This window comes from Flavobacterium agri (assembly GCF_013401995.1).
Classification (GTDB): domain Bacteria; phylum Bacteroidota; class Bacteroidia; order Flavobacteriales; family Flavobacteriaceae; genus Flavobacterium; species Flavobacterium agri.
Map to the genome: position 1 here is coordinate 287,422 of NZ_JACBJI010000001.1, position 23,327 is coordinate 310,748.

Genomic DNA, 23,327 nt, shown 5'->3' on the forward strand with positions numbered 1-23,327 from the left:
CTGAAAACGCCAAAAATATTTGGATTTGATGGCTTTCGGGATTTTGACAATTCCAAAACCATGACGTAAATTTGCCGCATGAACGCAAATCCATGGCACGACGTGCCCTACGGCGAAGAGTCGCCCCGAATCGTAAACGGCATCATCGAAATCCCAAAGGGAAGCCGTGCAAAATATGAATTAGACAAAGAAACCGGACTGCTCAAGCTGGATCGGGTATTGTTTTCATCTGTATATTACCCGGCCAATTACGGCTTTATCCCGCAAACATATTGCGATGACAAAGACCCGCTCGACATATTGGTGATTTCGCAGGTAAAGATCGTACCGCTTTGTATGGTCGAAGCTAAAGTAATCGGCGTGATGCGCATGATTGACGGAGGTGAGGCAGACGACAAGATCATCGCAGTAGCCCAAGGCGATCCGAGCGTAAGCCATATCGAAGACATTTCACAATTGCCGGAGCACTTCATTTCCGAAATGCGCAATTTCTTCGAGGATTACAAGAAACTTGAACACAAGACCGTCGTCGTCGAGGAATTCCAGGACAGGTTTGTGGCCGAGCAGATCGTGATCAAAGCCATCCAGGACTACAAGGACGTATTCGGCAAAAACTGATTTAGGCTTTCCTTAAGAAATTTTATTTGGTTTTTTGAACAAGAACCTGTTAGCTTTGTACCCGAAATGAAAAACAAACGCCATAATACGATGATTTCAATGTGCCGCATGATGTGCCGCAACAATCATCCGTATACCGAAATGGCCTTGTAAATAAGTAATATCACGTATTTTTTATATGAGCCTTTCCATCCAGAAAGGCTTTTTTATTGACTTTTAAAACCTTTTGTCATGAAGAATTTCGCCAACAATCGCATGTGTATGAACCATTGTCATAAGACGATGCGCCTCCATTGTTGCCGGAAAGAATCTGTATAGCCATACGCTGACACGAACACAAGGTCCTTCCTCAACACGAGCAAGGGCCTTTTTTTATTCATTTCAAAAATCAGACACATGTCACTTATCAAAAATAAATTCGCGTTTACCGTTTTTCTGGCTTTCGCCGGAATTTACGTCATTTGGGGATCGACTTTCCTCGCCATATCATACGGACTGACCGGTTTTCCGCCGTTCCTGCTTTCGGGATTGCGGTTTTTCGGAGCCGGTCTTATACTATTCCTGTGGAGGAAAAGCAAATCGGACACTTCGGGCACTTTTTCCGACTGGAGAAAAAATGCGTTCACGGGAATCCTGATCCTTACCGGCGGAACGGGGCTCGTCGCCTGGGGCGAACAATTCGTCACTTCTACGGAAGCCGCGATCGCCATTGCAACCGGGCCGTTCTGGTTCATCGCGCTCGACAGGAAAAACTGGGGTTATTACTTTTCGAACAAATTCATAACCGGCGGCCTTGCCATTGGGTTCGCGGGACTTGTGCTGTTTCTCAAAGGCAGCATGTCATCGACAGTTTCAGAAGCTTCGGGCGGTTTGAGGCTGATTGCATTCCTCGTTTTGGCCCTGAGTTCGGTTTCCTGGGTTTTGGGTTCGCTGTATTCGAAAAACAATCCGGCGGGCAACTCTACGTTCATGAACATCGCCCAACAACTGCTCGTCGCGGGTTTTGCGAGCTTCGTGATTTCGGGACTCAGAGGCGAGTGGGCGCAATTTTCGGTTTCCGAAGTGCCGACTAACGCGATTCTCGGGCTGCTGTTCCTGATTTTTTTCGGATCGATCGCCGCCTATGTGTCGTACATTTGGTTATTGACCGTAAAAGATCCGGTGCTCGTAAGCACGCACACCTATATCAACCCGATCGTGGCCGTGGTCATCGGATGGATATTGGCAAACGAAAGCATCACGTCGATACAATTCGCAGGACTGGCCATCATCCTTTTCGGCGTATTGCTCACGAATTCGGCTCGGTATAAAATCGGTAAACGAAGTCAGGTCAGGCTTAGGCGCATCAACCAGATGCTTTCGAGAATCACAAGTCCTTACAAATACATAACCCATTATTGATATGCTCAGGAAATCTATAGAAGCACTCAAGGTAGAAGCGGCCCAAAGCGGGAAAAGCTCACTTAAAAGAAGCCTCGGTCCGGTCAATCTCATCGCGATCGGCGTCGGAGTCATCATAGGCGCGGGACTTTTCTCGCTGACCGGGATCGCCGCTGCCGAAAATACGGGTCCGGCCGTGACCTTATCGTTTATTATTGCCGCCGTCGGATGCGCGTTCAGTGCGTTGTGTTACGCCGAATTCGCGGCCATGGTTCCGGTTTCGGGAAGCGCTTACACTTACGCCTACGCAACTTTGGGCGAGTTGTTCGCCTGGATCATCGGTTGGGATCTCGTACTCGAATATTCGGTCGGAGCGGCAACGGTCGGCATCAGTTGGTCGCAATATCTCGTCAAATTCCTCGATTCGTTCGGCATCCATATTCCGCCACAACTCGTGCAATCGCCATTTGAAACCGTGACGATGCAAGACGGTTCGACAGTGTCGGGAATCATCAATCTGCCCGCCGTTCTGATCATCGCGCTGATCACATCGATCATCATCAGGGGAACGAAAAGTTCGGCTTTGTTCAACGTGATCGTCGTGGCTTTAAAAGTCGGCGTCGTTTTGGTCTTCATCGCTTTGGGATGGCACTATATCGATCCGGCCAATTATCAGCCGTATATTCCGCAAAACACGGGTACGTTCGGTGAATTCGGATGGAGCGGCGTACTACGAGGCGCCGGAGTCGTATTCTTCGTATTCATCGGGTTCGACATCGTCGCGACCATGGCACAGGAAACGAAAAATCCGCAGCGCAACATGCCTATAGGGATTCTCGGTTCGCTTTTGGTCTGTACCGTTTTATTCATCCTTTTCGGATACGTGATGACAGGAATGGCCAATTACACCGAATTCAAGGACAGCGCCGCGCCCGTTGCCATCGCGATTGCGCATACGCCTTATCAATGGCTCGCGACGGCAGTGATTCTTGCGATTCTGATCGGATACACTTCGGTTATTCTTGTCGATCTTTTGGGACAGTCGCGCGTGTTTTATGCGATGAGCAAGGACGGATTGTTGCCGCAAATTTTCTCTCGCCTGCATCCCAAATTCAACACGCCGTCGAAATCGAACGTCGTATTGTGTGTTTTCATCAGCTTGTTCGCAGGTTTCGTACCGATAAGCGTGGTGGGCGAAATGACGAGTATCGGAACATTGCTCGCTTTCGTGATGGTGTGTCTCGGCATATTGATTTTGCGCAAACGACAACCCGATGCAGAACGTCCGTTCAAGACGCCTTTCGTTCCGCTTGTCCCGATTTTGGGCATTTTGACTTGCGTGGTCATGATGGTTTCGCTTCCGCTCGACACGTGGATCAGGCTTTTCGTCTGGCTGGCGATCGGTTTCGCGATTTACTTCGCTTACGGAAAGAAAAACAGTAAACTGAGAAACGGTATTTCCGTTGCCCAAGATTCCGTCAAAGAGTAACGATTGCCATAATCGGACAAAACCCTTTCTATCTGCGGACGGAAAGGGTTTTGTTCGTTTATAAAGACTCGATTTCGATTTCTTCTTCTTCAGGAAAAATGGCTTCCGCGTCCGAAAAGTCGAGCACTTCGCCTACAGATGAATATTTGAGGATTTCATCGATGCCTTTCTTGAGCAGCAATTCCGTCGTGTATTTTCGGCTGTTGGCCAACACGAGACCGCCTTTCGACAATCGGAAGAAATATTTGCCGCCCGCATTTCTCACCTTCGTAAACGTGAACATGTCGATGTGGTTGCGGATACCGTCTATCATCAGCTCGCAATCGGACTTGTTCTTGCAACCGATGCTCGTAAAAATAGTCTTGCCTTTGCGCGAGGCGAAAATGAATTTGTAATCTCCGTTAAAGCGTTTGCTGATGACGAATGTGCCCATGTACTTTTGAAAAATTGACTTTCAATCGGTTGGCCGGATCGGTTTCCCGTTTTCCCGATGTGCCAAATCTAAACATTTGAAGCAACGTTGACGACCCGACGGCGTTCGAGTAATTAACAATCGGCCGTGTAAAACATTTGTCGGAAAACACTCGCATCCGTCAATGTCCGACTCAACCCCTAAAATGTCCGTTTCGCATTTTTATCGCTGTGGATTGCAACCGCATAGCTGCAACTTTGGGTCATTAATCACCTAAAAAACTCAGAAATCATGAACTTCAAAGCAACAAAAATCACGTATTGGACAAGCACTTTATTGATCTCGGCCTGGTTCGGCGCCAGCGGATTCTTCGAACTCACGAACAATCCTTTGGTTTGGCAAATCACGCAACAACTCGGTTATCCGGCACATTTCATTTATCTGCTTGGCGTATTCAAAGTGGCCGGCGTTTCGGTATTGTTGGCGCCAAATCGATTCCTAAGGCTCAAAGAATGGGTATTCGCGGGCATCTTTTTCGACATCGTGTTCGCGTTCGTTTCCAAAATCAGCGTGCTCGGACTTTCGGCTGCGACCGATGCCGTCATTGCGTTTGCGATCGCTTCGACATCGTATGCTATGTTCCGAAAATTGTATCCGGTAAAATATGGCAAGACGGTTTCGAAATAATCTCAACAAATCAAAAAAAGAAAGCCCGGATTTTGTCTGGGCTTTTTTGTGCGTATAAGTTTGTTAGGAACGCTGATGACGCAGATTTTACTGATTTACGCAGATTCGATGTGCTTAATTCAATTGATTTTCTGGTCAGACAAGACGCGACGGCGATATCCCGTACATTTTTTTGAACGCGAACGAAAAATGCGACAGGTTTTCAAAACCCGTTTGCAGATAGACGTTTGAAGGCGCTTTTCCTTTTTCGGCGATCAGATAATGCGCTTCCTGCAGTCGTCTTTGTTGTAGCCATTTGCTTGGCGACATCTTGAAAATACGTTCGAAGTCGCGTTTGAAAGTAGCGAGGCTGCGACCCGTGAGGTAGGCGAAACGATCGAGGTGCACATTGAACTGGAAATTCTTGTTCATGAACGCTTCAAGGTCGATTTTTCCGGGTGCGCTGAAATCGAACAGTATGTCTTTCAATTCGGGATGCGCCTGCAACAGGATCAACAAGGCTTCTCGTTGTTTGAGCAATGCAAGCTGATAGTTTATCGGCGTTTCCGAATGCACGTAAGGCAAAAGCGAATCCATAAAGCTCTTGAAAAGCGGGCGTTCCGGCAGTGGGATTACCTTTTCGGCCTCGACGTGGTTTTTGGGATTCTCGATGCCTAAATCACGCGCCAGATCTTTAAGTGTGGCCTGGTCGAGATAAATCGACAGCGATTTGAAAACGCCCTGTTCACCGGGTTGCTTCACGAATTTGAGCAACTGGTTCCGTTTGATGAACCGGAAATCGCCTTCTCTTGAAATGTGTTCGGCATCGCCCGTGTTCACCGTCAACGTACCCGAAATCTGGTAACTGAACACGTGTTCGCGCACGAATTGCTCGCCTTCGCGATGACGCGTGTAATAGCACGAATAGGCGATAGGTGGATTTTTGAGATCGTCCATATGCAAAAGTAGTGAAATGACGCAACGGCTTCGAGTGGTCGAAGCCGTTTGCATCACAATGATTCAATCGGTATTATTTTTCCTTCGTCACGCTCGTGAACCATTTACCTTGAGGTGTGTCGAGAAAATTTTCAGACTCGTCGTGATCCGTAGAAAGGCTTACGTCGAGCCATTGTTGCATTTCGGCTTCGCGCGTCTCGTTGGCATTTTTGAGCAAACCGATGGCTTCGCTTCCCAAAACCAGATGGACTGGCGGATTTGGATGCGAAGCGAGTTCGAACATGGCTTTGGCCGCCTTTTCGGGATCGCCTACAGGGATAAAATTGCCGCCTTTGATGAAATCGGTGCGTTGCTTGACGGCATCATAGCCTTCGATTTCGGTTGCATACGTCATCGAAGCGCCTGCCCAATCGGTACGGAATCCTCCGGGTTCCACGCTCGTGACATATATTCCTAGAGAAGCAACTTCCTTAGCCAACGCCTCGCTGAAACCGCTTAACCCGAATTTCGCGGCCTGATAGATCGTAAGTGCCGCATTTCCGACGCGTCCGCCAATGGAACTGATCTGCAGAATGCGTCCGCCGCGTTGTTTTCTCATGATCGGCAAAACGGCGCGCGTGATTTCGATCGGTGCGTACAAATTGGTTTCGAGTTGGGAGCGCACCTGCTCGTCGGTAAACGCTTCGGCGGCTCCGATGATCCCGAACCCGGCGTTGTTGACCAGAACGTCGATGCTTCCGAAGCGCGAAACCGCATCGGCGACGGCAATGTGTACCTGATCGTAATTCGTGACATCCAACGGAATCGCAAAAACCCGATCGCCATATTGGGCAACCAGGTCTTGCAATTGATCTGTATTTCGTGCTGTTGCAGCTACCTTATCACCGCTTTTGAGAACGGCTTCGGCTAGATTGCGACCCAATCCGCGTGAAGCACCTGTAATGAACCAAACTTTTGACATGATATATCGTTTTATGATTTATATCTGCAAAGTTAGGTCGATACATAAGGGCTTACTTTGGTGTACGGCTCAAATGAGCTTTGTTGTATGGCTCATTGTTTTGCGAAAGACGCACGCGTGGCGGCAATGATCTTTCCGTCTTTTTCATTTTGGACCATGCCGATGATCTCCCAATCCTTGGTGTTGAAGCCTTGCGGGATCTTGAATTGGTTCGAACCTTTTCCATACGGGTTAAGCCTGAACGTGTGCAGTTTGCGCACGATTTGCCAATGGTCGAGCGTGCGCCCTTCGTTTTCGCCTCTTTTCACTTGGCTTACGGCATGTTTCTGTACGATCGCCATGCGCAATATGCCGTCGTTTTCATAGCGGTCGAACGTGTAATCGAAATGGATGTTACCCGCTTCTGTTCTGGCTTGTACGTCAAACTTAGCCTTTGGTGTGCCTTTCGTCGCTGCCTCAAGCGATTCATCGGCTACTTTGGCGTTCGAACCCACAAATTCGCTTTTTCCGTTGAGTACGACCTGTGGTGTGTACATTTCCGATTTCAACGATTGGGTGTAAGCGTATTGGCGATTCGTGAATTCCAGGCTGCTGAATTGGTCTTTCCATCCCAGACGATCCCAATAATCGACATGGTAAGCGAGTACGTAGACGGGCTTGTCTTTGTATTGTTGTTGGATGCGGCCCAAAAGCTTGTCGGCCGGAGGACAACTCGAGCAACCTTCGGAAGTGAACAGTTCGAGTACGGCAAAACCGTCGCCGTTTGCTACAATCGGTTGGGGTTCGATGGCCTTGTTTCCGGTATCGTCGGTAACGAAAGCCAAACTGCTGGCGAGAAGTGCTATTCCGGCACAAATCGCGAAAATTTTTATCGGTTTCATATCTGTTGGATTTTATTTGACCCAAAAGTACTTTCCCGATACGCGCCACGACAGTCAAAACAAGGCCAACCGGACATATTGGCGTCCGAAACCGTACAAATCGAACCGTGAGATTTACGGCTTAACGGTCTTCGAGCCACGAAAAGAAAGCGTGCGACTTTTCTTTATTGATGAACAGTTTGTCGGGCGTTTCCACGGCGAGTCTAATGTAAAGTTTGCGCAAAAAGTAATGTTCGATTTCCTTTACGGCTTTGAAATTCACGAGATATTGTCGGTTCACGCGGAAAAATTGCTTGGCCGAAACCAAACTGGCCACTTGGGTCAAGGTTTGGGTCAGCGGAAATTCCTGTCGGTCGAAAGTGACCAGGAAAGTCGAGTCGTTCTTGATGTAGAAAAAGGCGACGTCATCGGTTTGTACCGTCGTGTATTTGAGGTTTTTGTAAACGAGAAAACTGGTTTTTCCCGCAGAAGGATTGAGTTTATTGAGCAAATCGTTCAAATCCGGAGTCGCATTTTTCTGGAAGAAATTCTTGAGCTCGTCCACTTTTTTGAGCGCTTCCCAAATGTCGTCTCGCGAAAACGGCTTGAGGATATAATCGACGCCATTGCTCTTGAACGCTTCGATCGAATATTGATCGAAAGCCGTACAAAATATGACCGGACACGAAATAGTGACCGATTTGAAAATCTCGAAACACAGGCCGTCGGCGAGCTGTATGTCCATAAAAATAAGGTCGGGTTGAGCTTTGGACAAAGCCGCGACCGAACTTTCCACACTGTCATACCAACCGATAATCTCGGCTTCGGGTTTGAGGTCAAGAATCAGGTTTTCGAGCGATTTGGCCGTTTTCGGCTCGTCTTCAATGATGACTATATTCATGGATTAGCGGGAGTTTGATCTTAAAAATGTTGTTTTCTTCCGAAATATCGATATGTTTTTCGAGCAAATGTTTGTAGCGCAGGTCGATGTTCTTGAGCCCGACGCCAAGCGATTCCTTTTCGCCTATTTTGGGTTGTATCGGATTTTCGATCACGATTTTCCCGTCTTCCGAATACACTTTGATGGCCAGTGGTTTACTGCGAGACACGATATTGTGCTTGAGGCAATTTTCGACGAGAAGTTGTAGTGAAAAAGGCGGAATCAACGTATTCATCACACTTTCGTCCAATTCGCTTTCGAACGTGAAACCGCCTTCGAAACGCGCGTTTTGGAGAAAAATGTAAGCGTCGAGAATCTGCATTTCCTCACGTACGTGGATCAGGTCGAGCTTCCGGCTTTCGAGCGTGAACCGGTAAAAACTCGATAATTTGATGATGAAATCGATCGAATGCGCATCCGAAGTTTCTACCATCGCCTTGAGCGTATTCAGACTGTTGAACAGGAAATGCGGATTCACCTGTTGCTTGAGCAATTCGTACTGAGCGCCCAGATTGTCGTTCTTGATGCGTTCGAGTTCCATACTCACGTGCTGGTTTTCGTAATTCTGCTGTAGCAGATTTAAGAACATGTAGAACACGAGGTTGATCAGGATGCCGCGCACTTCGACCATAAGCATAGACGGGCCGAAATCGATATGCGACAAAATCAATTGCTGGATCCAGGCAAGGCCGAACATCACGATCAACCCGAAAACGAGCGAACTCAGCAATTTCGAATAAGAAATGCTTTGCTTGCGGCGCTTGTCCGACTGTCGCGTGAGCATATACAGGTTGAAATACCACATCATCACAGCAAAAGACGCGGTGAGTGCGGCATTTACGATTGCCTCGGCCAAATTGAAATCGCGTGAGGCCAATTGAGGAACAGAAGACAGCAATCCGAGAAAAATGGAGCTGATCCAAATGGTGGCCGTTGAAATTTTGAAACGTGTCTGCTTCACGATGTTCGGGATTAAATAAGGCAAGCGCCCAAATCGGACGCCTGCCTTCAAAGTTATGACATTATTTTTTGCGCTTCGGCGATTCCGTCATTTAGATGGATACGCTGAAAGTCACGTTGATGTTACCGCTCGTGACTTTTGAATACGGACAGGTTTGGTGAGCCGCTTCGACAAGTGCTTTTGCCTGTTCGAAAGTCAATCCCGGAAGATTCACGTTGAGTCTTGCGCCAAGTGCGTAACCGCCTTCTCCCGAGGTAAGGTCTACTTCTGCGTCTACCGACACGTCTTTTGGCAAGCGGATTTTCATGCCTGCCGCGTTGATTTTGATCGCCCCGATAAAACAAGCCGACCAACCGGCGGCAAGAAGTTGTTCGGGATTCGTGCCTTTGATGCCGCTTCCCGGAGTCGAAAGTGCGATGTCGAGTTGTCCGTCGTCGCTTTTGGCCGAACCTTCGCGACCGCCGTCGATGTGGACTTTTGCTGTATAGATCACTTTTTCGACTTGGATAGGTGTCTTGCTTGCTGCTGTAAATACGATTTGATTTTCCATGATGATATTAAAATTTAGAGTTGTGATTTTTCGATTAATTCGCAAAATGATCCGCTTCGATGATGGCGTCCGCAAATGCCTGAGGTGCCTCTTGTGGCGGGTTGTGCCCGATAGTGCCCGTTAGGTTGTGATGCGCGTATTTGCCTGTGAATTTCGATGCGTATTTTGCCGGATCAGGATGTGGCGCGCCGTTCGCGTCTCCTTCGAGCGTCACGGTCGGCACGCTGATTGTCGGGAACGTCGCGAGTTTTTTCTCGAGCTCGTCGTATTTTTTCTCGCCTTCGGCCAACCCCAGACGCCATCTGTAATTGTGGATCACGATTGCGACATGGTCCGGATTGTCGAACGCTGCTGCCGATTTGTCGAAAGTCGCGTCGTCGAAATTCCATTGGGGCGATGCCGTTTTCCAGATCAGTTTGGCGAAATCGCGTCGGTTGGCTTCATAACCTTTCTGGCCGCGTTCTGTCGCGAAATAGTATTGGTACCACCAAGACAATTCGGCTTTTGGCGACAAAGGCGCGGCGTTGGCCTGCTGGCTTCCGATCAGGTAACCGCTTACGGAAACCAAGGCTTTTACACGTTCAGGCCACAAGGCTGCGACGATGTCTGCCGTGCGCGCGCCCCAGTCGAATCCGCCGATGACGGCTTGCTTGATTTTGAGCGCATCCATAAACGCGATTACGTCTACGGCCAACGCGGCTTGCTGTCCGTTCCTGGGTGTTTTGTCTGACAGGAATCGGGTAGTGCCGTAACCTCTTAAATAAGGCACGTAAACATGATAGCCTTTTGCTTGTAGGATTTGGGCCGATTCGGCAAAACTTTGGATATCGTAAGGCCAGCCGTGAAGCAATATCACGGGTTGTCCGTTTTTGGGCCCGACTTCGGCATAACCGATGTTGAGATCTCCGGCGTTGATTTGTTTGATCGATTCGAAAGAAGCCGTTTGTGCGATCATTTTAGAAGAAGTGAGTTGCATCGCCGCCAAAGCCAACAGGTTGAGGCTTATCGTGCGGAATCGGTTTAGAATTGTTGTTTTCATGATTTCTTGGTGGTTATCGGTTTTAATTTCATGTCAAAAGTAGCTCAGTATCAAAGGTTGGGAAAGGGAAAGCGGGCGAAGTGGACAAATCGGGAGGTGAACCGGACATCGTGTAGGTTTAACTTTCCAAATCCGCATCCGAAAAGAAAATAAACCGATTCGGACATAATCGAACTCCATATTTTATACTTTTGCACCAACGATCACTTCTCTATGTAAATAGCCCTTTCTTTTCGCGAAAATTTTTGGAAGCCAAACTTCGGCCTTCCCGTATTTATCCATATTAAAAAGAAAGAACATGCTTTTACTGCAGGACATCTGCTATGCGCATCCCAACAAGGACGTGCTTTTCACCCATATCAACCTCTATCTCGGCAAAGGCGAAAAAGCCTCGCTTATTGGCCGTAACGGCTCGGGAAAATCGACTTTGCTCAAAATCGCGGCCGGACTTTTATCTGCAACCGAAGGAAGAATCAAGGTTGAAGGCACGTTGTATTACGTACCTCAAGTCTACGGGCAATTCGACGCGATGACGGTTGCCGAAACATTGCACATCGACAAAAAGATCAATGCTTACCGTGAAATCCTGGGCGGAAATCCAACCGAATATAATCTTGAGATTTTAGACGACGATTGGTCGATAGAAGAACGATTCCATCAAGCTTTGCAGGATTGGCGACTCGACGGCATCGGACCCGACCGCAAAATGGGCTCGTTGAGCGGCGGGCAGAAGACGAAGGTGTTGTTGTCGGGAATCGGCCTGTACCAACCCGATATCGTATTGCTCGACGAACCCGGCAACCATCTTGATCGCGACGGGCGTGATCTGCTTTATGATTTCATCGGCAACAGTGCGCAAACCATTCTTATCGTGAGCCATGACCGTGCGTTGTTACATCGTGTAGACAGGACTTTCGAGCTCGAAAAAGACAAAATCGTCACGTACGGAGGCGATTATGCATTTTATGTCCAACAGAAACAACACGAAACGCAAGCGTTGCAACGCGACATAAAAAGTTCTGAGAAGGCGCTTCATCACGCGCGCGAAATCCAACGCGAATCGGCCCAAAGACAACAAAAACTGGATTCAAAAGGAAAGAAGAAACAACAAAAATCGGGCTTGCCGACGATTTCGATGAATACCTTGCGCAACAAAGCCGAGAACAGCTCTTCGAAACTCAAAAGCGTACATGCCGAAAAGACCCAAGCCATCGCACATGAGTTGAGTGGTTTACGCAAATCGTTGCCCGAACGCTCCAAAATCAAGTTCGGTTTCGACGATTCGAATCTGCACAACGGCAAAACGCTTTTTAAGGGAACGAAAATCAATTTCGCATTTTCGGACGTCTTTTTGTGGAAATCCGACCTGGACATCGAAATCTTGAGTGGCGAACGGATCGCTTTACATGGCGCGAACGGATCTGGGAAAACGACTCTGATCAACATGCTTTTGGACAATTTGGAACCTTCTACCGGAACTTTGAATCGTACGGTTTCCAAAACGGTATACGTGGACCAGGATTATTCTGCAATAAACGACAAGCTCAATGTTTTGGAACAGCTACAGAAATCCAATCTTTCTCTGAAACCCGAACACGAAATCAAGACCGAACTCAGCCGTTTCCTGTTTCCTCAAAACGATTGGGACAAACCTTGCGCGGCTTTGAGCGGAGGCGAGCGTATGCGATTGCTGTTGTGTTGTTTGACGATAAGCGGCCAATCGCCCGAAGTCATCATTTTGGACGAACCCACGAACAACCTCGACCTTGAGAACGTCGCCATCCTTACCGATGCGTTGCGTGCGTACAAAGGAACGTTGATCGTGGTTTCTCACGATGCCCATTTTGTTGCGGACATAGGTTTGCAGCGCGAGATTCGCCTCGAATAGAAAAGGTCAACGAATCGGGATGCCGAAACTTTTCATAAATTAGTTAACATGAAACGTCGACATTTTCTGCAGACATCGGCTTTGGCCACTTTGGGTGCGTACCTGATCGATTTTTTACCGTCGGACCAATTTCCCGTGGTCCGCGTGCCCAAATCGAAGCGCAAATTCACGAGCGCGTCCGTAGAGAAATTGATCGCATCGATGAAGACCAATCTGCGAAATCCCGAACTGGCCTGGCTTTTCGAGAACTGTTTCCCTAATACGCTCGATACGACCGTCGATTTTTCGATCAAAAACAACAAACCCGACACGTTCGTGATTACGGGCGATATCCACGCGATGTGGTTGCGCGACAGCACGGCACAGGTCATGCCGTATCTCACTTTGGCCAAACAGGATCTTCAATTGCGAAAGCTTTTGGCAGGCGTGATCAACCGTCAGGCGAAATGCATCAGGATCGATCCTTATGCCAACGCGTTCAACAAAGGCGCGACCGGAAGCGAGTGGAAGAACGATCTCACCGAAATGAAACCCGAGCTGCACGAACGCAAATGGGAAATCGATTCGCTGTGTTATCCGATCCGGCTTTCGTATCATTATTGGAAACAGACCAAAGACGTTTCGCCATTCGACCAGAATTGGCACGAAGCGATGAAACTCGTGGTCGAAACATTCCGCGTGCAGCAACGCAAGAACGGAAAAGGCCCGTACAGTTTTATGCGGTCGTCGCCGAGAAGTATCGACACGCCTCCGCTTGACGGATACGGTTTCCCGATAAAACCCGTCGGATTGATCGCGTCCATGTTCCGTCCGTCCGACGATGCGACGGTTTTTCCGTTCCTCGTGCCATCGAATTATTTTGCGGTGGTTTCGCTTCGTCAATTGTCGGAAATGGCCACACAACTATTCAAAGACAAAGAATTACAACTTGATTGCATAGAACTGGCGTCGGAGGTGGAATCGGCACTCAAGAAATACGCGATCGTCGACCATCCCGATTTCGGAAAGGTCTTCGCTTACGAAGTTGACGGTTTCGGAAACCGGCTTTACATGGACGATGCGAATGCGCCGAGTTTGCTGTCGATGCCGTATTTCGGAAGTTGCGCCGTAGACGATCCGGTGTATGTGAACACGCGCCGTATGATTTTGAGCCCGTCGAATCCTTATTATTACGAAGGCAAGGCGGCCAAGGGAATCGGTGCGCCACACACGCCCGAAAATTACATTTGGCACATCGGTTTGATCATGCAGGCGCTTACCAGTGTGGATGACAACGAGATCCGGCAATGTCTGCACATTTTGAAAACTACGCATGCGGGAACCGGATTCATGCACGAGTCTTTCCACAAAGACGATCCGAAGAAGTTCACGCGATCGTGGTTTGCTTGGGCCAACACGTTATTCGGGGAATTGATCTGGAAAATCCAGCGCGAGAAACCGCATTTGCTTGCCGAATGATTACGAAGCGGAAACGATCAGTTTGTAACCCGATCCGTGTACGTTTACGATTTTGACGTTCTCGTCGCCTTCGAATTTCTTGCGCAATCTCGAAATGAAGACGTCAAGACTGCGACCAACGATCACGCCTTTGCTTTCCCAAACCTCGTTCTGCAGTTCTTCGCGCGTGATGAGTTCGTTTTGGCGACTCGCGAAAATGGACAATACGTTGGCTTCTTTCGCGGTCAGTTTTTCACGGTTTTGTCCGATTACGAGCAATTGGGTTTCGGGAAAATACTCGTAAGCGCCAATCTTCAAACTTTTCCTTTGCGATCCGGATTCGGGTATTTTGGGCGAGCGCTTGAATCCGAAACTTAAGAACACGATCACGATCGGAATCGCGCTTGCGTAAAATAAAGTGTTCGAGGATTCTGAAATATCGGTAAATGTGACGTCTAAACGATAGGAATCCTGCGGTTGCGGACGTCCGAGGCATGCAGTCGAATCAAGTGCCGGCATTTCATAGCCGTAGGCCAATCGTTCGCCCGAATTATAAACCTTGACCGTATATTTTTTAGGAAATCTGCCTTTTGCGGCTTCATGTTCGGTAAGTGCAACGAGGGAATCGGTCGAAAAGCGAAAAGGTTTGGCAAATGAAAGCCGGAAAGTCGATCGGTCGATTTGGATCACCGCAGGCACGACCGATATACTGTCGCCGTTTTGCCACAACAGTTTATGCCCGATGTGACGCATGGCGATGTTGCGGCTGTCTTCAAGATCGCGGTTCCGGTCGAAAGAAGAAAAAGCCAACATCGCAAGCGAGCATGCCACGGCAACGCAAATCCATAAAATCCTTTTGGTTTTTCGCATACGTAAAATTAAGGATTTGGTGCGCATCCCGATTCGTAAACGGCACTTTTTACATTCGTTTACATTTGTTTTACGCGTCTTATACTGCTTAAATTCAGTCCGCAAGTAGTTTTGCCGTACTAAAACACTTTTTATGAAACGAATTTTGAATGTGACGCCTTTATCTGAAATCGGAGTTTTTGTGGCCAAGCTGTCGGTGGGGTTTTTGATCATGAGACACGGGCTTCCGTTGTTCGATCGCGTGGAAATGCAAAACCTGTCGGCCTTTCTACGAGAATCGGGTTTTGTAGCTCCTGTTTTTATGGCGCATTTGGCCAAGGCTACCGAATTTTTTGGAGGGATTTTACTCGGATTGGGATTGCTTACGCGTATCGTTTGCCCGATGCTTGCCTTTACGATGTTCGTCATCGTCTGGAAAATGGGCGATCTGGATTTTTTGCAACAGGAACTCCCGACACTTTTCCTGTTGTTCTTCTTGTTGTTCTTTTTCCACGGTTCAGGCAAATGGAGCCTTGACCGATGGATTTCGGAAAAATGGGTTGACTAAAACGAAACGTATTCGGAAATCTCGAGTCCGTAACCGATCATACCGACGCGTTTTGCTTGTTCGGTGTTCGAAATCAAACGGATCTTGCAGATGTCGATGTCGTGCAAAATTTGCGCGCCTATACCGAAATCCTTGTTGTCGATCACGATTTTGGGCGCTCTCATTTCGCCTTGCGCCTGCAATTCCTTGAGTTCGGTGATCCGGTTGAGCAATCCGTAGGCTTCCATGTTCTGGTTGATGAAAAGCACCGCACCTTTGCCTTCGTCGTTGATCAGCTTGAACATATCGTCGAGCTTTTGGTCGGCGTTGTTGGTCAAAGTCCCGAGAATATCGTTGTTGACTTGGGTCGAATTGATACGTGTCAAGATCGGTTCGCCCGCATTCCACGTGCCTTTCGTAAGCGCGATATGGACTTGCTTGTTCGTCGTCTGCACATAAGCGCGAAGCCTGAACGTGCCGAAACGCGTCTCTACGTCGAAATCTTCTTTTTTGACGATCAATGAGTCGTGTTGCATGCGGTAAGCGACCAAATCTTCGATAGAAACGAGTTTCAAGTCGAAACGTTTGGCAACTTCTACAAGCTCCGGAAGACGTGCCATCGAACCGTCCTCGTTCATGATTTCACAAATCACGCCTGCTGGTTTGAATCCGGCAAGGCGCGCAAAATCGATTGCGGCTTCGGTATGTCCGGTTCGTCTCAACACGCCGCCTTGTTTGGCGATCAGCGGGAAGATATGTCCCGGACGTGCGAAATCGTATGGTTTTACATCGGGATCGGTAAGCGCGATGACGGTTTTGGAACGGTCGTCGGCCGAAATACCCGTAGTCACGCCACGTCCTTTCAAATCTACCGAAACCGTGAACGCCGTTTCCATGTGGTCGGTGTTGTTGGTCACCATGGCCTTGAGGTCGAGTTCCTTGCAACGGCTTTCGGTAAGCGGTGCGCAAATCAATCCGCGGCCGTGTGTGGCCATGAAGTTGATCATTTCTGGAGTCGCCTTTTCGGCAGCAGCCAAGAAATCGCCTTCGTTTTCGCGATCCTCGTCGTCTACGACAATGATCACTTTACCCTGGCGGATATCTTCTATGGCTTCTTCTATGGTATTGAGTTTGATGGACATTATGCTGTTGGTAGTTGTTCTGTTTCCTGTTTCTCTTTTTTGGAAAAAATCTTCGCGAAAAAGTTCTGGATCGGTTCCAGGATGTTGTCAAGCTGGAACAATCCGATGTCGTTCGTGGCGCGATACGTGAGCAAAACCGCGAACGGCGTCAGGATGAACGATGACATCCATGAACCGAGCCAGGCCGGAATCCCGTCTGTCTGCGCCATTTTTTTTCCGAAAGTATTGATGAAATGGAAGGTGATGAAAATCAGTACGGCAAAAACGATCGGCAAACCGATACCGCCTTTGCGGATGATCGCTCCCAATGGCGCGCCGATAAAGAACATCAGTAGACAGGCATAAGCGATCACGAATTTGTCGAAAAACGCGAGCTGGTGATTGTTGATGTTCTTGATCTGTTCCTGCATCTCGAAAGTGGAACCGTCTATAGAAAAATTCGTGCTTTCGACGTTTCCTTTCGCGATTTTGAGCAGCGCCTGTTTATCGCCCCGACTGAAACCCGAAAGAAGGTCTTTGGGCAATTCTTTCTTTTCTGCTTTTAACGCCGTCGTATCCTTAGGTTTATTGGGTGCGTATTGGATCGCACTCGAAATGATTCCCGTGCGTTGGTAAATGTTATCGGCAAACGAAATGATGTTTTTGTCGAAATCTTTGTGCAGTGAGTCGAGCGTGTAATTGAGCTCGTTCACGTTAAGCATGTTATTGGTCGTGACCTTGTCTTCGGATTCGTCGAGTTTGTTGAGTTTGCTCAAATCCATGTTGATCACGTAGCGTTTGAACGAACTTTTGGCGAACGGCATCTTGTTCTGGTCTTCGTATTTTTTCGGGACGATGTCTTCGTAGTAATCGCCATCCTTCAAAACCAGTTTAAGGATGTTCGAATTCTCGCTCGAGACCAATTCGCCGCTTTTCGATCGGATCACGGTAGGCGTTCCTTGTCCCGAACCCGATTTTTTGTGGATTGTCACGCCCGAAAGGATGTTGCCGTTCTCGCCCGATTTTTTCTCGACCTTGATGTTGAACGAGCCTACGTCGCTGAACTGTCCTTCGGCAATGGCCATCGCAGGTTGTTTTTTCCCGATATCCGCACGGAAATTGATGAATTGGTATTCGGCATACGGAATCACGTTGTTGGCGAAGAAGAACGAGGCGACGCTCAGGAATCCGATGAAAACCATAAGGCTTCTCATCGCGCGCTGAAGCGAGATTCCCGACGATTTCATGGCCGCGAACTCGTAATTCTCGGCAAAACTTCCGAACGTCATGATCGATGCGAGCAAAACTGAAAGCGGCAACACCAAAGGAATGATCCTCGGCATGGCGAACATCAGGAATTTGACGATAAGGAAAAAGTCGAGGTCTTTACCTGCGAGCTCGGCTATGAACAGCCAAACCGTCTGTAAAATGAATATAAAAAAAAGGATTACGAACACCGTGGCGAACGTAATCACAAAAGATTTTAAGATGTAACGATCAAGGATTTTCACTCCTGCAATCAGTCTAGTTTGTTGATGTAGTAATTCGGGTATTTACTCTCGGTAAAAGTAAATTGATTTTTCGACAACGGCTGGTTGGTTTTAAAAGAATTAACAGTGAGCGTCGTCTTGGTGCCGTTCTTGCCGACCTCAATAAGGTTGTAGATGTGTTTGGTCTGACTGTCGATACCAAGCAGGATTTCCTTTCTCTGGTCTTTCGAAGCGATAGGCGTAAGCTTGATATACTGTATTTTACGGCCTTTTACGTTCTGTAAAATGTCCATTGCGTACTTGTATCCCGAATTGAAAAATGTGAGCAGACGCGATGGCGTAATCGTGTTGTCGTCCTTTTCGCTGTATTTCGAAATGGTGATTTCCTCGTCTTCGGGAATGATCGTATACGTCTTCTTTCCGTCGAAAATCTTGGTCACGCCCATGAAATTGAGCACGTACATATTGCCTTTCATGACCACGCTGCCTTTGCTGTCCTGGTTGACGTTCTCTTTGGCGTTGTTGAGCGAATACTTGAAATCTATCGAAATATTGTCGTAACTCTTGACTTTCGCGGTCACTTCGTCCAATAGCGCTTTTGCCTTTTTATCCTGTGCATGAACCGAAACGGCCATCAAAAGGAAGAACGCGATTTGGAATACTTTTTTCATCTTATTCATTTTGTTCATTAGCGAAAAACTGGTCGAGAGCCTGCAAATCGGGTACGTTTACGCTTCTTGCCTTGCTGCCTTCGAAAGGACCGACGATTCCCGCCGCTTCCAATTGGTCGATAAGCCTTCCGGCGCGGTTGTAACCCAGCTTGAGTTTTCGTTGCAAAAGCGAGGCCGAACCTTGCTGCGAAGATACGATAACTTCGGCAGCTTCCCTGAAAAGGGCATCTCTTTCCGAAATGTCGATATCAAGATTGATGCCAGTTTCGCCTTCAGGAACGTATTCTGGAAGCAGATAAGCGTTCGGATAAGCCTTTTGCGAACCGATGAATTCGGTAATCTTCTCGACCTCAGGAGTATCGACGAATGCGCACTGTACACGGGTTACGTCGTTTCCGTTCGAATACAATAAATCGCCTCGTCCGATCAATTGGTCGGCGCCTTGCGTATCGAGAATAGTACGCGAATCGATCTTTGACGTCACGCGGAATGCAATTCGCGCCGGAAAGTTCGCTTTGATGATACCCGTAATCACGTTCACCGACGGACGTTGCGTCGCAATAATCAAGTGGATTCCGATTGCACGAGCCAACTGCGCAAGACGCGCGATCGGGGTTTCGACTTCTTTTCCTGCGGTCATGATCAGATCGGCGAACTCGTCGACGACTAAGACGATGTAAGGAAGAAAACGGTGGCCGGCCTCAGGATTGAGTTTCCGGTTCTTGAATTTGTCGTTGTATTCCTTGATGTTGCGCACCATCGCGTCTTTGAGCAACGAATAGCGGTTGTCCATTTCGACGCAAAGCGAATTCAACGTGTTGATTACTTTGGTGTTGTCGGTGATGATCGCATCTTCGGTATCCGGAAGTTTCGCCAAATAATGACGCTCGATCTTATTGAACAGCGTGAGTTCCACTTTCTTCGGATCGACGAGCACGAATTTCACTTCGGCCGGATGTTTTTTGTAGAGTAGGGAAGTAAGCACGGCGTTCAAGCCAACCGATTTACCTTGTCCCGTTGCACCCGCCATGAGCAAGTGCGGCATTTTGGCCAAATCGGCTACGAAGGTTTCGTTTGAAATCGTCTTTCCTAACGCAATCGGAAGTTCCATTTCGGCTTCCTGGAATTTGGACGAACCGATCACGTTCTTCATCGAAACGATCGTCGGTTTCTGGTTCGGCACTTCGATACCGATCGTTCCTTTTCCCGGAATCGGTGCGATGATACGGATTCCGAGAGCCGAAAGCGAAAGCGCGATGTCGTCTTCAAGACTCTTGATTTTCGAGATGCGGATTCCGGCTTCGGGCACGATCTCGTAAAGCGTCACCGAAGGACCGACCGTCGCTTTAATTTGAGCGATGTCGATTTTATAATTGCGAAGCGTCTCGACGATCCGGTTCTTGTTTTCCTCGAGTTCTTCCTGATTGATCGTGATTCCGCCGCCGGCGTACTCCTTGAGCATGTCGATCGTAGGGAATTTATAGTTCGAAAGTTCGAGTGTCGGGTCGAAAAGGCCGAAATCCTCAACCAGTCTCGCGGCAAGGTTTTCTTCGACTATATCTTCTTCCGGGGCTTTTTCGATCACGAAAGCCTCGTCGTCGGTCGTGATGATTTGCGGAGCAGGCGTCGGTGTAGGAAGCGATTCCAAAACGGCTTCGTGTTTCGGGTCGTGCGTAAGCGAAATTTCTGACGGATGTTCGATCGTCGGACGCAACGCCTCCTTGTCGATCTCGAATTTCGAAGCGACTTTCAAAACCGGTTCGGGAATGTCTTCTTCGTCTTCTTCGGGAAACGGATTGAATTTTAAATCTTCGTTCGGTTGTTCCTCTGTTGCAAACTCCTCGAGATTGTAGGCATCGCCCGCATTGTCAGAAACAGCCGGAGTTGCCGTATTCATTTTAGCCAACTCTTCGTTGATTTCGGACTTTTTGCGTTCGAAGAAACCTTTGATCTTATCCGGAGAAACCTTGATTTTATAAATCAGGTAAATGATGATGCCGAAAACCAACACGAGAAGCGTTCCCGTACTTCCGATATAATCCTGTAGGAAAACGTTCATTTCGTAACCGACCGTTCCGCCGAGTTCGGGCAATGAATCCGCGAAAAATCCGAACAGGACAGAAAGGACGATCAATGCGAACAAATCCCAGAACCAAATGCTTTTGAGTTTGCGCAACGGTACGTCGAGCACCAAAAATGCGCCGGTCAGGAAAAACAGTTTCACGAACAGGAAAGAAGCGGCCCCGAATCCTTTGAAGATAAAGAAATCGGCGAGCCAAGCCCCGAATTTACCGAGCCAGTTGCGCGCCTTGAGGCTGCGGTCGGCCCAGGAAACCAACGTGCTTTGGTCTTCTCTCCAATAAATGAAAAAAGACACGAACGACAGCAACAACGCTACCGACAACAGCACGAGCAACGAGCCGATGAGAATCTCATGGCGACGCGAAATCTTGCGTTTCTTCTTGATGTCTTTCTTTTCGTCTGCCGTTTCGGCTGTTTTCTTGGTTCTTGCCATCTACAAGGTTTCTAGATGAATTTTGGGATGTATATCAGCGCGCCTATCGCAATGGCGGTCATCGCGGCGAAAAATACGGCGCCGGCGGCTATGTCTTTGATGAAACCGATTTTTTCATGGAATTGCGGATGGATGAAATCGGCGATCTTCTCGACGGCCGTGTTCAATCCTTCGATGCTCATCACAAGCCCGATCGCCAAGGTCTGGAACAACCATTCGGTAGCCGAGATGTGCATGATGAAGCCCAAAACGCTCATCGCGATCCCGATACCGAACTGCACCATCACGCTGTGTTCGGTCGTAATCAGTTTCACGGCGCCCAAAAAAGCATATTTGACGCTTTTGAGCCTGCCGGTAACAAAGGTGTTGTCTTTTTCGAAATCCATTATAATGCGGCCAATGCGGCTTCGTAATTCGGTTCGTCTGCAATTTCAGGCACTTGTTCGCTATAGGCGATTTTTCCGTCAGTATCGATGACTACGACCGCGCGCGAATGAAGCCCCGCGAGTTTTCCGTCGACGATCTCAAGACCGTAATCCTTACCGAATTTCCCGTCCTTGAAATCGGAAAGACAATGTACGTTGCTCAATCCTTCGGCACCGCAAAAACGCTTTTGGGCAAAAGGCAAATCGCGCGAAACACAAAGTACGACGGTATTGTCGAGGTTGCTGGCTTTCTGGTTGAAAACGCGTACCGAAGTCGCACAAGTCGGGGTATCGATGCTCGGGAACACGTTTAGTATGACGTTCTTTCCTTTGTAATCGGCCAATGTAGCCGTAGAAAGATCTTCTTTAGAAAGTTGGAAATCTGTTGCGGCATCTCCTTTTTTAGGAAGTTCACCGTTGGTGTGGATCGAATTTCCACCTAGGGTTATCGTAGACATGTCTTGTTTTTAAAAGTTCAAAATTAAAAAAAAAGCCGAGCTAATCTGCGACTTCGGCAGCTATTATGACCTGCAAAATAAAAAAGCTTTCGGGCTTATGGGTGAAGTGCGCAAAGAAGTTTTGAAGAAAGTAATAAACAGTTTTAAGTGAGTGTCCGAAAAAGAAATATAAGGTTGGATATCATCATTATCATCGATAAAAGGAGCAAAAAATTAACAAATACATCCGTTAAAGTTCAACATGCGCGGGCGTACATTTGAGTTACCCTAATCTACAACCAATATTATCGACCAATGCTAAAAAAAATACTTCCGCTATTTCTGCTGGCGGGGCCTTTTGCGGCCGTTTCCCAAGTCGGGATCGGGACGCAGACACCCAATGCCTCGGCCCTTTTGGAACTGAATTCGTCCGATAAGGGATTGTTGCTTCCAAAAGTCGCTTTGACTTCCACAAACCAATCTGCGCCCCTGTCTTCACACTTGCGTGGAATGATCGTGTACAATACCGCGACATCGGCTACCGAAGGAGGTTTTGATGTTACGCCGGGCATGTACTATAACGACGGATCGGCTTGGATCCGAATGACAACCAAACTTCCTGTTATAGGCGATATCAAATACGGACTGCAACCCGCAGACCACAACGGTTGGTATATACTCGACGGACGTCCCACGAATTCGCTTTCGGGCAGTGCCGCAACGGTAGCCGCCTCGCTTGGGTTCACCAACAGTCTTCCCGATGCGCGCGATAGGTTTCTCAAAAGCAAAAGCGCCACCGAAAATATCGGAGATACAGGCGGAACAAGCACATTTTTTATTGCACTCGAAAATTTCCCCGACGTGAATTTTACCGGTTCGACAGATTCTGCAGGAGCGCATACACATTCGTATCTCGACAACCTCACAACTGTAAACAATTACATCGCGGGCACAGATAATGCGCTGGCGAATACTGTAGCGGCTAATTTCACGACGGGATCGGCAGGAAACCATACCCATACGGCTTCGTTTTCTTCGGGCGGTTCCGGCACGGCCGTGACTTTTGTGCCTTCCCACATCGTAACCAACGTTTTTATTTACCTCGGAATCTGAC

The 23,327-nt window shown here is 48.2% G+C and carries 23 protein-coding genes; 8 read left to right on the plus strand and 15 right to left on the minus strand.

From position 1 onward, the window contains the following. Positions 1-78: 78 nt before the first annotated feature. The 3 genes from HZF10_RS01395 to HZF10_RS01405 all read left to right on the plus strand — a co-directional run bounded on the left by HZF10_RS01395 (position 79) and on the right by HZF10_RS01405 (position 3,487). Positions 79-618: an inorganic diphosphatase gene (locus HZF10_RS01395; RefSeq protein ID WP_176004379.1), complete on the plus strand. Its 540-nt coding sequence runs from the start codon at positions 79-81 to the stop codon at positions 616-618. Positions 619-1,014: 396 nt separating this feature from the next. Next, on the plus strand, positions 1,015-2,019 hold the full coding sequence (locus HZF10_RS01400; RefSeq protein ID WP_176004380.1) for an EamA family transporter: 1,005 nt from the start codon (positions 1,015-1,017) through the stop codon (positions 2,017-2,019). A gap of 1 nt (position 2,020) precedes the next feature. Beyond that, the gene (locus HZF10_RS01405; protein WP_176004381.1) at positions 2,021-3,487 is read left to right on the plus strand and encodes an amino acid permease; all 1,467 of its coding nucleotides are present in this window, start codon (positions 2,021-2,023) and stop codon (positions 3,485-3,487) included. A 58-nt stretch (positions 3,488-3,545) separates the two neighbouring features. Here HZF10_RS01405 and HZF10_RS01410 read toward each other — a convergent pair whose 3' ends face one another. Then, positions 3,546-3,920, minus strand: coding sequence for a DUF1508 domain-containing protein (locus HZF10_RS01410; RefSeq protein ID WP_176004382.1), 375 nt, complete (start codon positions 3,918-3,920; stop codon positions 3,546-3,548). Positions 3,921-4,190: 270 nt separating this feature from the next. Between HZF10_RS01410 and HZF10_RS01415 the strand changes: the two genes are divergently transcribed. Continuing rightward, complete coding sequence (locus HZF10_RS01415) at positions 4,191-4,586, plus strand: DoxX family protein (protein ID WP_176004383.1); 396 nt, start codon at positions 4,191-4,193, stop codon at positions 4,584-4,586. Between the two features lie 135 nt (positions 4,587-4,721). Here the strand turns inward: HZF10_RS01415 and HZF10_RS01420 are convergent, their stop codons facing one another. The 7 genes from HZF10_RS01420 to HZF10_RS01450 all read right to left on the minus strand — a co-directional run bounded on the left by HZF10_RS01420 (position 4,722) and on the right by HZF10_RS01450 (position 10,833). After that, positions 4,722-5,522, minus strand: a complete 801-nt coding sequence (locus HZF10_RS01420; protein ID WP_176004384.1) for a helix-turn-helix domain-containing protein — start codon at positions 5,520-5,522, stop codon at positions 4,722-4,724. A gap of 73 nt (positions 5,523-5,595) precedes the next feature. After that, complete coding sequence (locus tag HZF10_RS01425) at positions 5,596-6,483, minus strand: oxidoreductase (RefSeq protein ID WP_176004385.1); 888 nt, start codon at positions 6,481-6,483, stop codon at positions 5,596-5,598. 92 nt (positions 6,484-6,575) lie between these two features. Further along, entirely contained in the window at positions 6,576-7,364 is a 789-nt protein-coding gene (locus HZF10_RS01430; RefSeq protein WP_176004386.1) for a DUF1223 domain-containing protein, read from the minus strand. Positions 7,365-7,485: 121 nt separating this feature from the next. Continuing rightward, a complete protein-coding gene (locus tag HZF10_RS01435; protein ID WP_176004387.1) occupies positions 7,486-8,244 on the minus strand; it encodes a LytR/AlgR family response regulator transcription factor in 759 nt (252 codons plus the stop codon). Further along, positions 8,225-9,268 (minus strand): sensor histidine kinase, encoded by a 1,044-nt coding sequence (locus HZF10_RS01440; RefSeq protein ID WP_217703320.1) that lies wholly within the window; start codon positions 9,266-9,268, stop codon positions 8,225-8,227. The genes HZF10_RS01435 and HZF10_RS01440 overlap by 20 nt, the downstream gene beginning before the upstream one ends. A 67-nt stretch (positions 9,269-9,335) precedes the next feature. After that, positions 9,336-9,794 (minus strand): organic hydroperoxide resistance protein, encoded by a 459-nt coding sequence (locus HZF10_RS01445; protein ID WP_176004388.1) that lies wholly within the window; start codon positions 9,792-9,794, stop codon positions 9,336-9,338. Between the two features lie 34 nt (positions 9,795-9,828). Further along, the gene (locus HZF10_RS01450) at positions 9,829-10,833 is read right to left on the minus strand and encodes an alpha/beta fold hydrolase (protein ID WP_176004389.1); all 1,005 of its coding nucleotides are present in this window, start codon (positions 10,831-10,833) and stop codon (positions 9,829-9,831) included. A gap of 298 nt (positions 10,834-11,131) precedes the next feature. On the opposite strand from HZF10_RS01450, the gene HZF10_RS01455 reads away from it, so the two are divergent. Together HZF10_RS01455 and HZF10_RS01460 are read left to right on the plus strand one after the other, a co-directional pair. Then, positions 11,132-12,721, plus strand: a complete 1,590-nt coding sequence (locus HZF10_RS01455) for an ABC-F family ATP-binding cassette domain-containing protein (protein ID WP_176004390.1) — start codon at positions 11,132-11,134, stop codon at positions 12,719-12,721. Between the two features lie 48 nt (positions 12,722-12,769). Beyond that, entirely contained in the window at positions 12,770-14,179 is a 1,410-nt protein-coding gene (locus HZF10_RS01460) for a glycoside hydrolase family 125 protein (protein WP_176004391.1), read from the plus strand. Here the strand turns inward: HZF10_RS01460 and HZF10_RS01465 are convergent, their stop codons facing one another. Then, on the minus strand, positions 14,180-15,028 hold the full coding sequence (locus HZF10_RS01465; RefSeq protein ID WP_176004392.1) for a helix-turn-helix domain-containing protein: 849 nt from the start codon (positions 15,026-15,028) through the stop codon (positions 14,180-14,182). Between the two features lie 133 nt (positions 15,029-15,161). Here HZF10_RS01465 and HZF10_RS01470 point away from each other — a divergent pair, with 133 nt between their 5' ends. Next, positions 15,162-15,575, plus strand: a complete 414-nt coding sequence (locus tag HZF10_RS01470) for a DoxX family protein (protein WP_176004393.1) — start codon at positions 15,162-15,164, stop codon at positions 15,573-15,575. On the opposite strand, the gene ribB is transcribed toward HZF10_RS01470, so the two are convergent. The 6 genes from ribB to tpx are packed head-to-tail and all read right to left on the minus strand — an operon-like array spanning position 15,572 to position 22,234. Then, positions 15,572-16,696, minus strand: coding sequence for a 3,4-dihydroxy-2-butanone-4-phosphate synthase (gene ribB / locus HZF10_RS01475; protein ID WP_176004394.1), 1,125 nt, complete (start codon positions 16,694-16,696; stop codon positions 15,572-15,574). The genes HZF10_RS01470 and ribB overlap by 4 nt on opposite strands. Continuing rightward, positions 16,696-18,186 carry an LptF/LptG family permease gene (locus HZF10_RS01480; RefSeq protein ID WP_176004395.1) on the minus strand — a complete coding sequence of 497 codons (1,491 nt, stop codon included), beginning with the start codon at positions 18,184-18,186 and terminating at the stop codon, positions 16,696-16,698. Before HZF10_RS01480 ends, ribB begins: the two co-directional genes overlap by 1 nt. A gap of 8 nt (positions 18,187-18,194) precedes the next feature. Continuing rightward, positions 18,195-18,836, minus strand: coding sequence for an outer membrane lipoprotein periplasmic chaperone LolA1 (gene lolA1, locus HZF10_RS01485; protein WP_246282427.1), 642 nt, complete (start codon positions 18,834-18,836; stop codon positions 18,195-18,197). A gap of 1 nt (position 18,837) precedes the next feature. Further along, positions 18,838-21,351 (minus strand): DNA translocase FtsK, encoded by a 2,514-nt coding sequence (locus tag HZF10_RS01490; RefSeq protein ID WP_176004397.1) that lies wholly within the window; start codon positions 21,349-21,351, stop codon positions 18,838-18,840. 11 nt (positions 21,352-21,362) lie between these two features. Beyond that, positions 21,363-21,737, minus strand: a complete 375-nt coding sequence (locus HZF10_RS01495) for a diacylglycerol kinase (protein ID WP_176004398.1) — start codon at positions 21,735-21,737, stop codon at positions 21,363-21,365. Then, on the minus strand, positions 21,737-22,234 hold the full coding sequence (gene tpx, locus HZF10_RS01500) for a thiol peroxidase (protein WP_176004399.1): 498 nt from the start codon (positions 22,232-22,234) through the stop codon (positions 21,737-21,739). Before tpx ends, HZF10_RS01495 begins: the two co-directional genes overlap by 1 nt. Positions 22,235-22,528: 294 nt before the next feature. Between tpx and HZF10_RS01505 the strand changes: the two genes are divergently transcribed. Next, positions 22,529-23,326, plus strand: coding sequence for a phage tail-like protein (locus HZF10_RS01505; RefSeq protein WP_176004400.1), 798 nt, complete (start codon positions 22,529-22,531; stop codon positions 23,324-23,326). Position 23,327 lies beyond the last annotated feature (1 nt).

Coding starts and splice junctions, on each gene's coding strand:
- HZF10_RS01395 (WP_176004379.1), top strand. CDS start 79: ATGAACGCAAATCCATGGCACGACGTGCCCTACGGCGAAGAGTCGCCC.
- HZF10_RS01400 (WP_176004380.1), top strand. CDS start 1,015: ATGTCACTTATCAAAAATAAATTCGCGTTTACCGTTTTTCTGGCTTTC.
- HZF10_RS01405 (WP_176004381.1), top strand. CDS start 2,021: ATGCTCAGGAAATCTATAGAAGCACTCAAGGTAGAAGCGGCCCAAAGC.
- HZF10_RS01410 (WP_176004382.1), bottom strand. CDS start 3,920: ATGGGCACATTCGTCATCAGCAAACGCTTTAACGGAGATTACAAATTC.
- HZF10_RS01415 (WP_176004383.1), top strand. CDS start 4,191: ATGAACTTCAAAGCAACAAAAATCACGTATTGGACAAGCACTTTATTG.
- HZF10_RS01420 (WP_176004384.1), bottom strand. CDS start 5,522: ATGGACGATCTCAAAAATCCACCTATCGCCTATTCGTGCTATTACACG.
- HZF10_RS01425 (WP_176004385.1), bottom strand. CDS start 6,483: ATGTCAAAAGTTTGGTTCATTACAGGTGCTTCACGCGGATTGGGTCGC.
- HZF10_RS01430 (WP_176004386.1), bottom strand. CDS start 7,364: ATGAAACCGATAAAAATTTTCGCGATTTGTGCCGGAATAGCACTTCTC.
- HZF10_RS01435 (WP_176004387.1), bottom strand. CDS start 8,244: ATGAATATAGTCATCATTGAAGACGAGCCGAAAACGGCCAAATCGCTC.
- HZF10_RS01445 (WP_176004388.1), bottom strand. CDS start 9,794: ATGGAAAATCAAATCGTATTTACAGCAGCAAGCAAGACACCTATCCAA.
- HZF10_RS01450 (WP_176004389.1), bottom strand. CDS start 10,833: ATGAAAACAACAATTCTAAACCGATTCCGCACGATAAGCCTCAACCTG.
- HZF10_RS01455 (WP_176004390.1), top strand. CDS start 11,132: ATGCTTTTACTGCAGGACATCTGCTATGCGCATCCCAACAAGGACGTG.
- HZF10_RS01460 (WP_176004391.1), top strand. CDS start 12,770: ATGAAACGTCGACATTTTCTGCAGACATCGGCTTTGGCCACTTTGGGT.
- HZF10_RS01465 (WP_176004392.1), bottom strand. CDS start 15,028: ATGCGAAAAACCAAAAGGATTTTATGGATTTGCGTTGCCGTGGCATGC.
- HZF10_RS01470 (WP_176004393.1), top strand. CDS start 15,162: ATGAAACGAATTTTGAATGTGACGCCTTTATCTGAAATCGGAGTTTTT.
- ribB (WP_176004394.1), bottom strand. CDS start 16,696: ATGTCCATCAAACTCAATACCATAGAAGAAGCCATAGAAGATATCCGC.
- lolA1 (WP_246282427.1), bottom strand. CDS start 18,836: ATGAAAAAAGTATTCCAAATCGCGTTCTTCCTTTTGATGGCCGTTTCG.
- HZF10_RS01490 (WP_176004397.1), bottom strand. CDS start 21,351: ATGGCAAGAACCAAGAAAACAGCCGAAACGGCAGACGAAAAGAAAGAC.
- HZF10_RS01495 (WP_176004398.1), bottom strand. CDS start 21,737: ATGGATTTCGAAAAAGACAACACCTTTGTTACCGGCAGGCTCAAAAGC.
- tpx (WP_176004399.1), bottom strand. CDS start 22,234: ATGTCTACGATAACCCTAGGTGGAAATTCGATCCACACCAACGGTGAA.
- HZF10_RS01505 (WP_176004400.1), top strand. CDS start 22,529: ATGCTAAAAAAAATACTTCCGCTATTTCTGCTGGCGGGGCCTTTTGCG.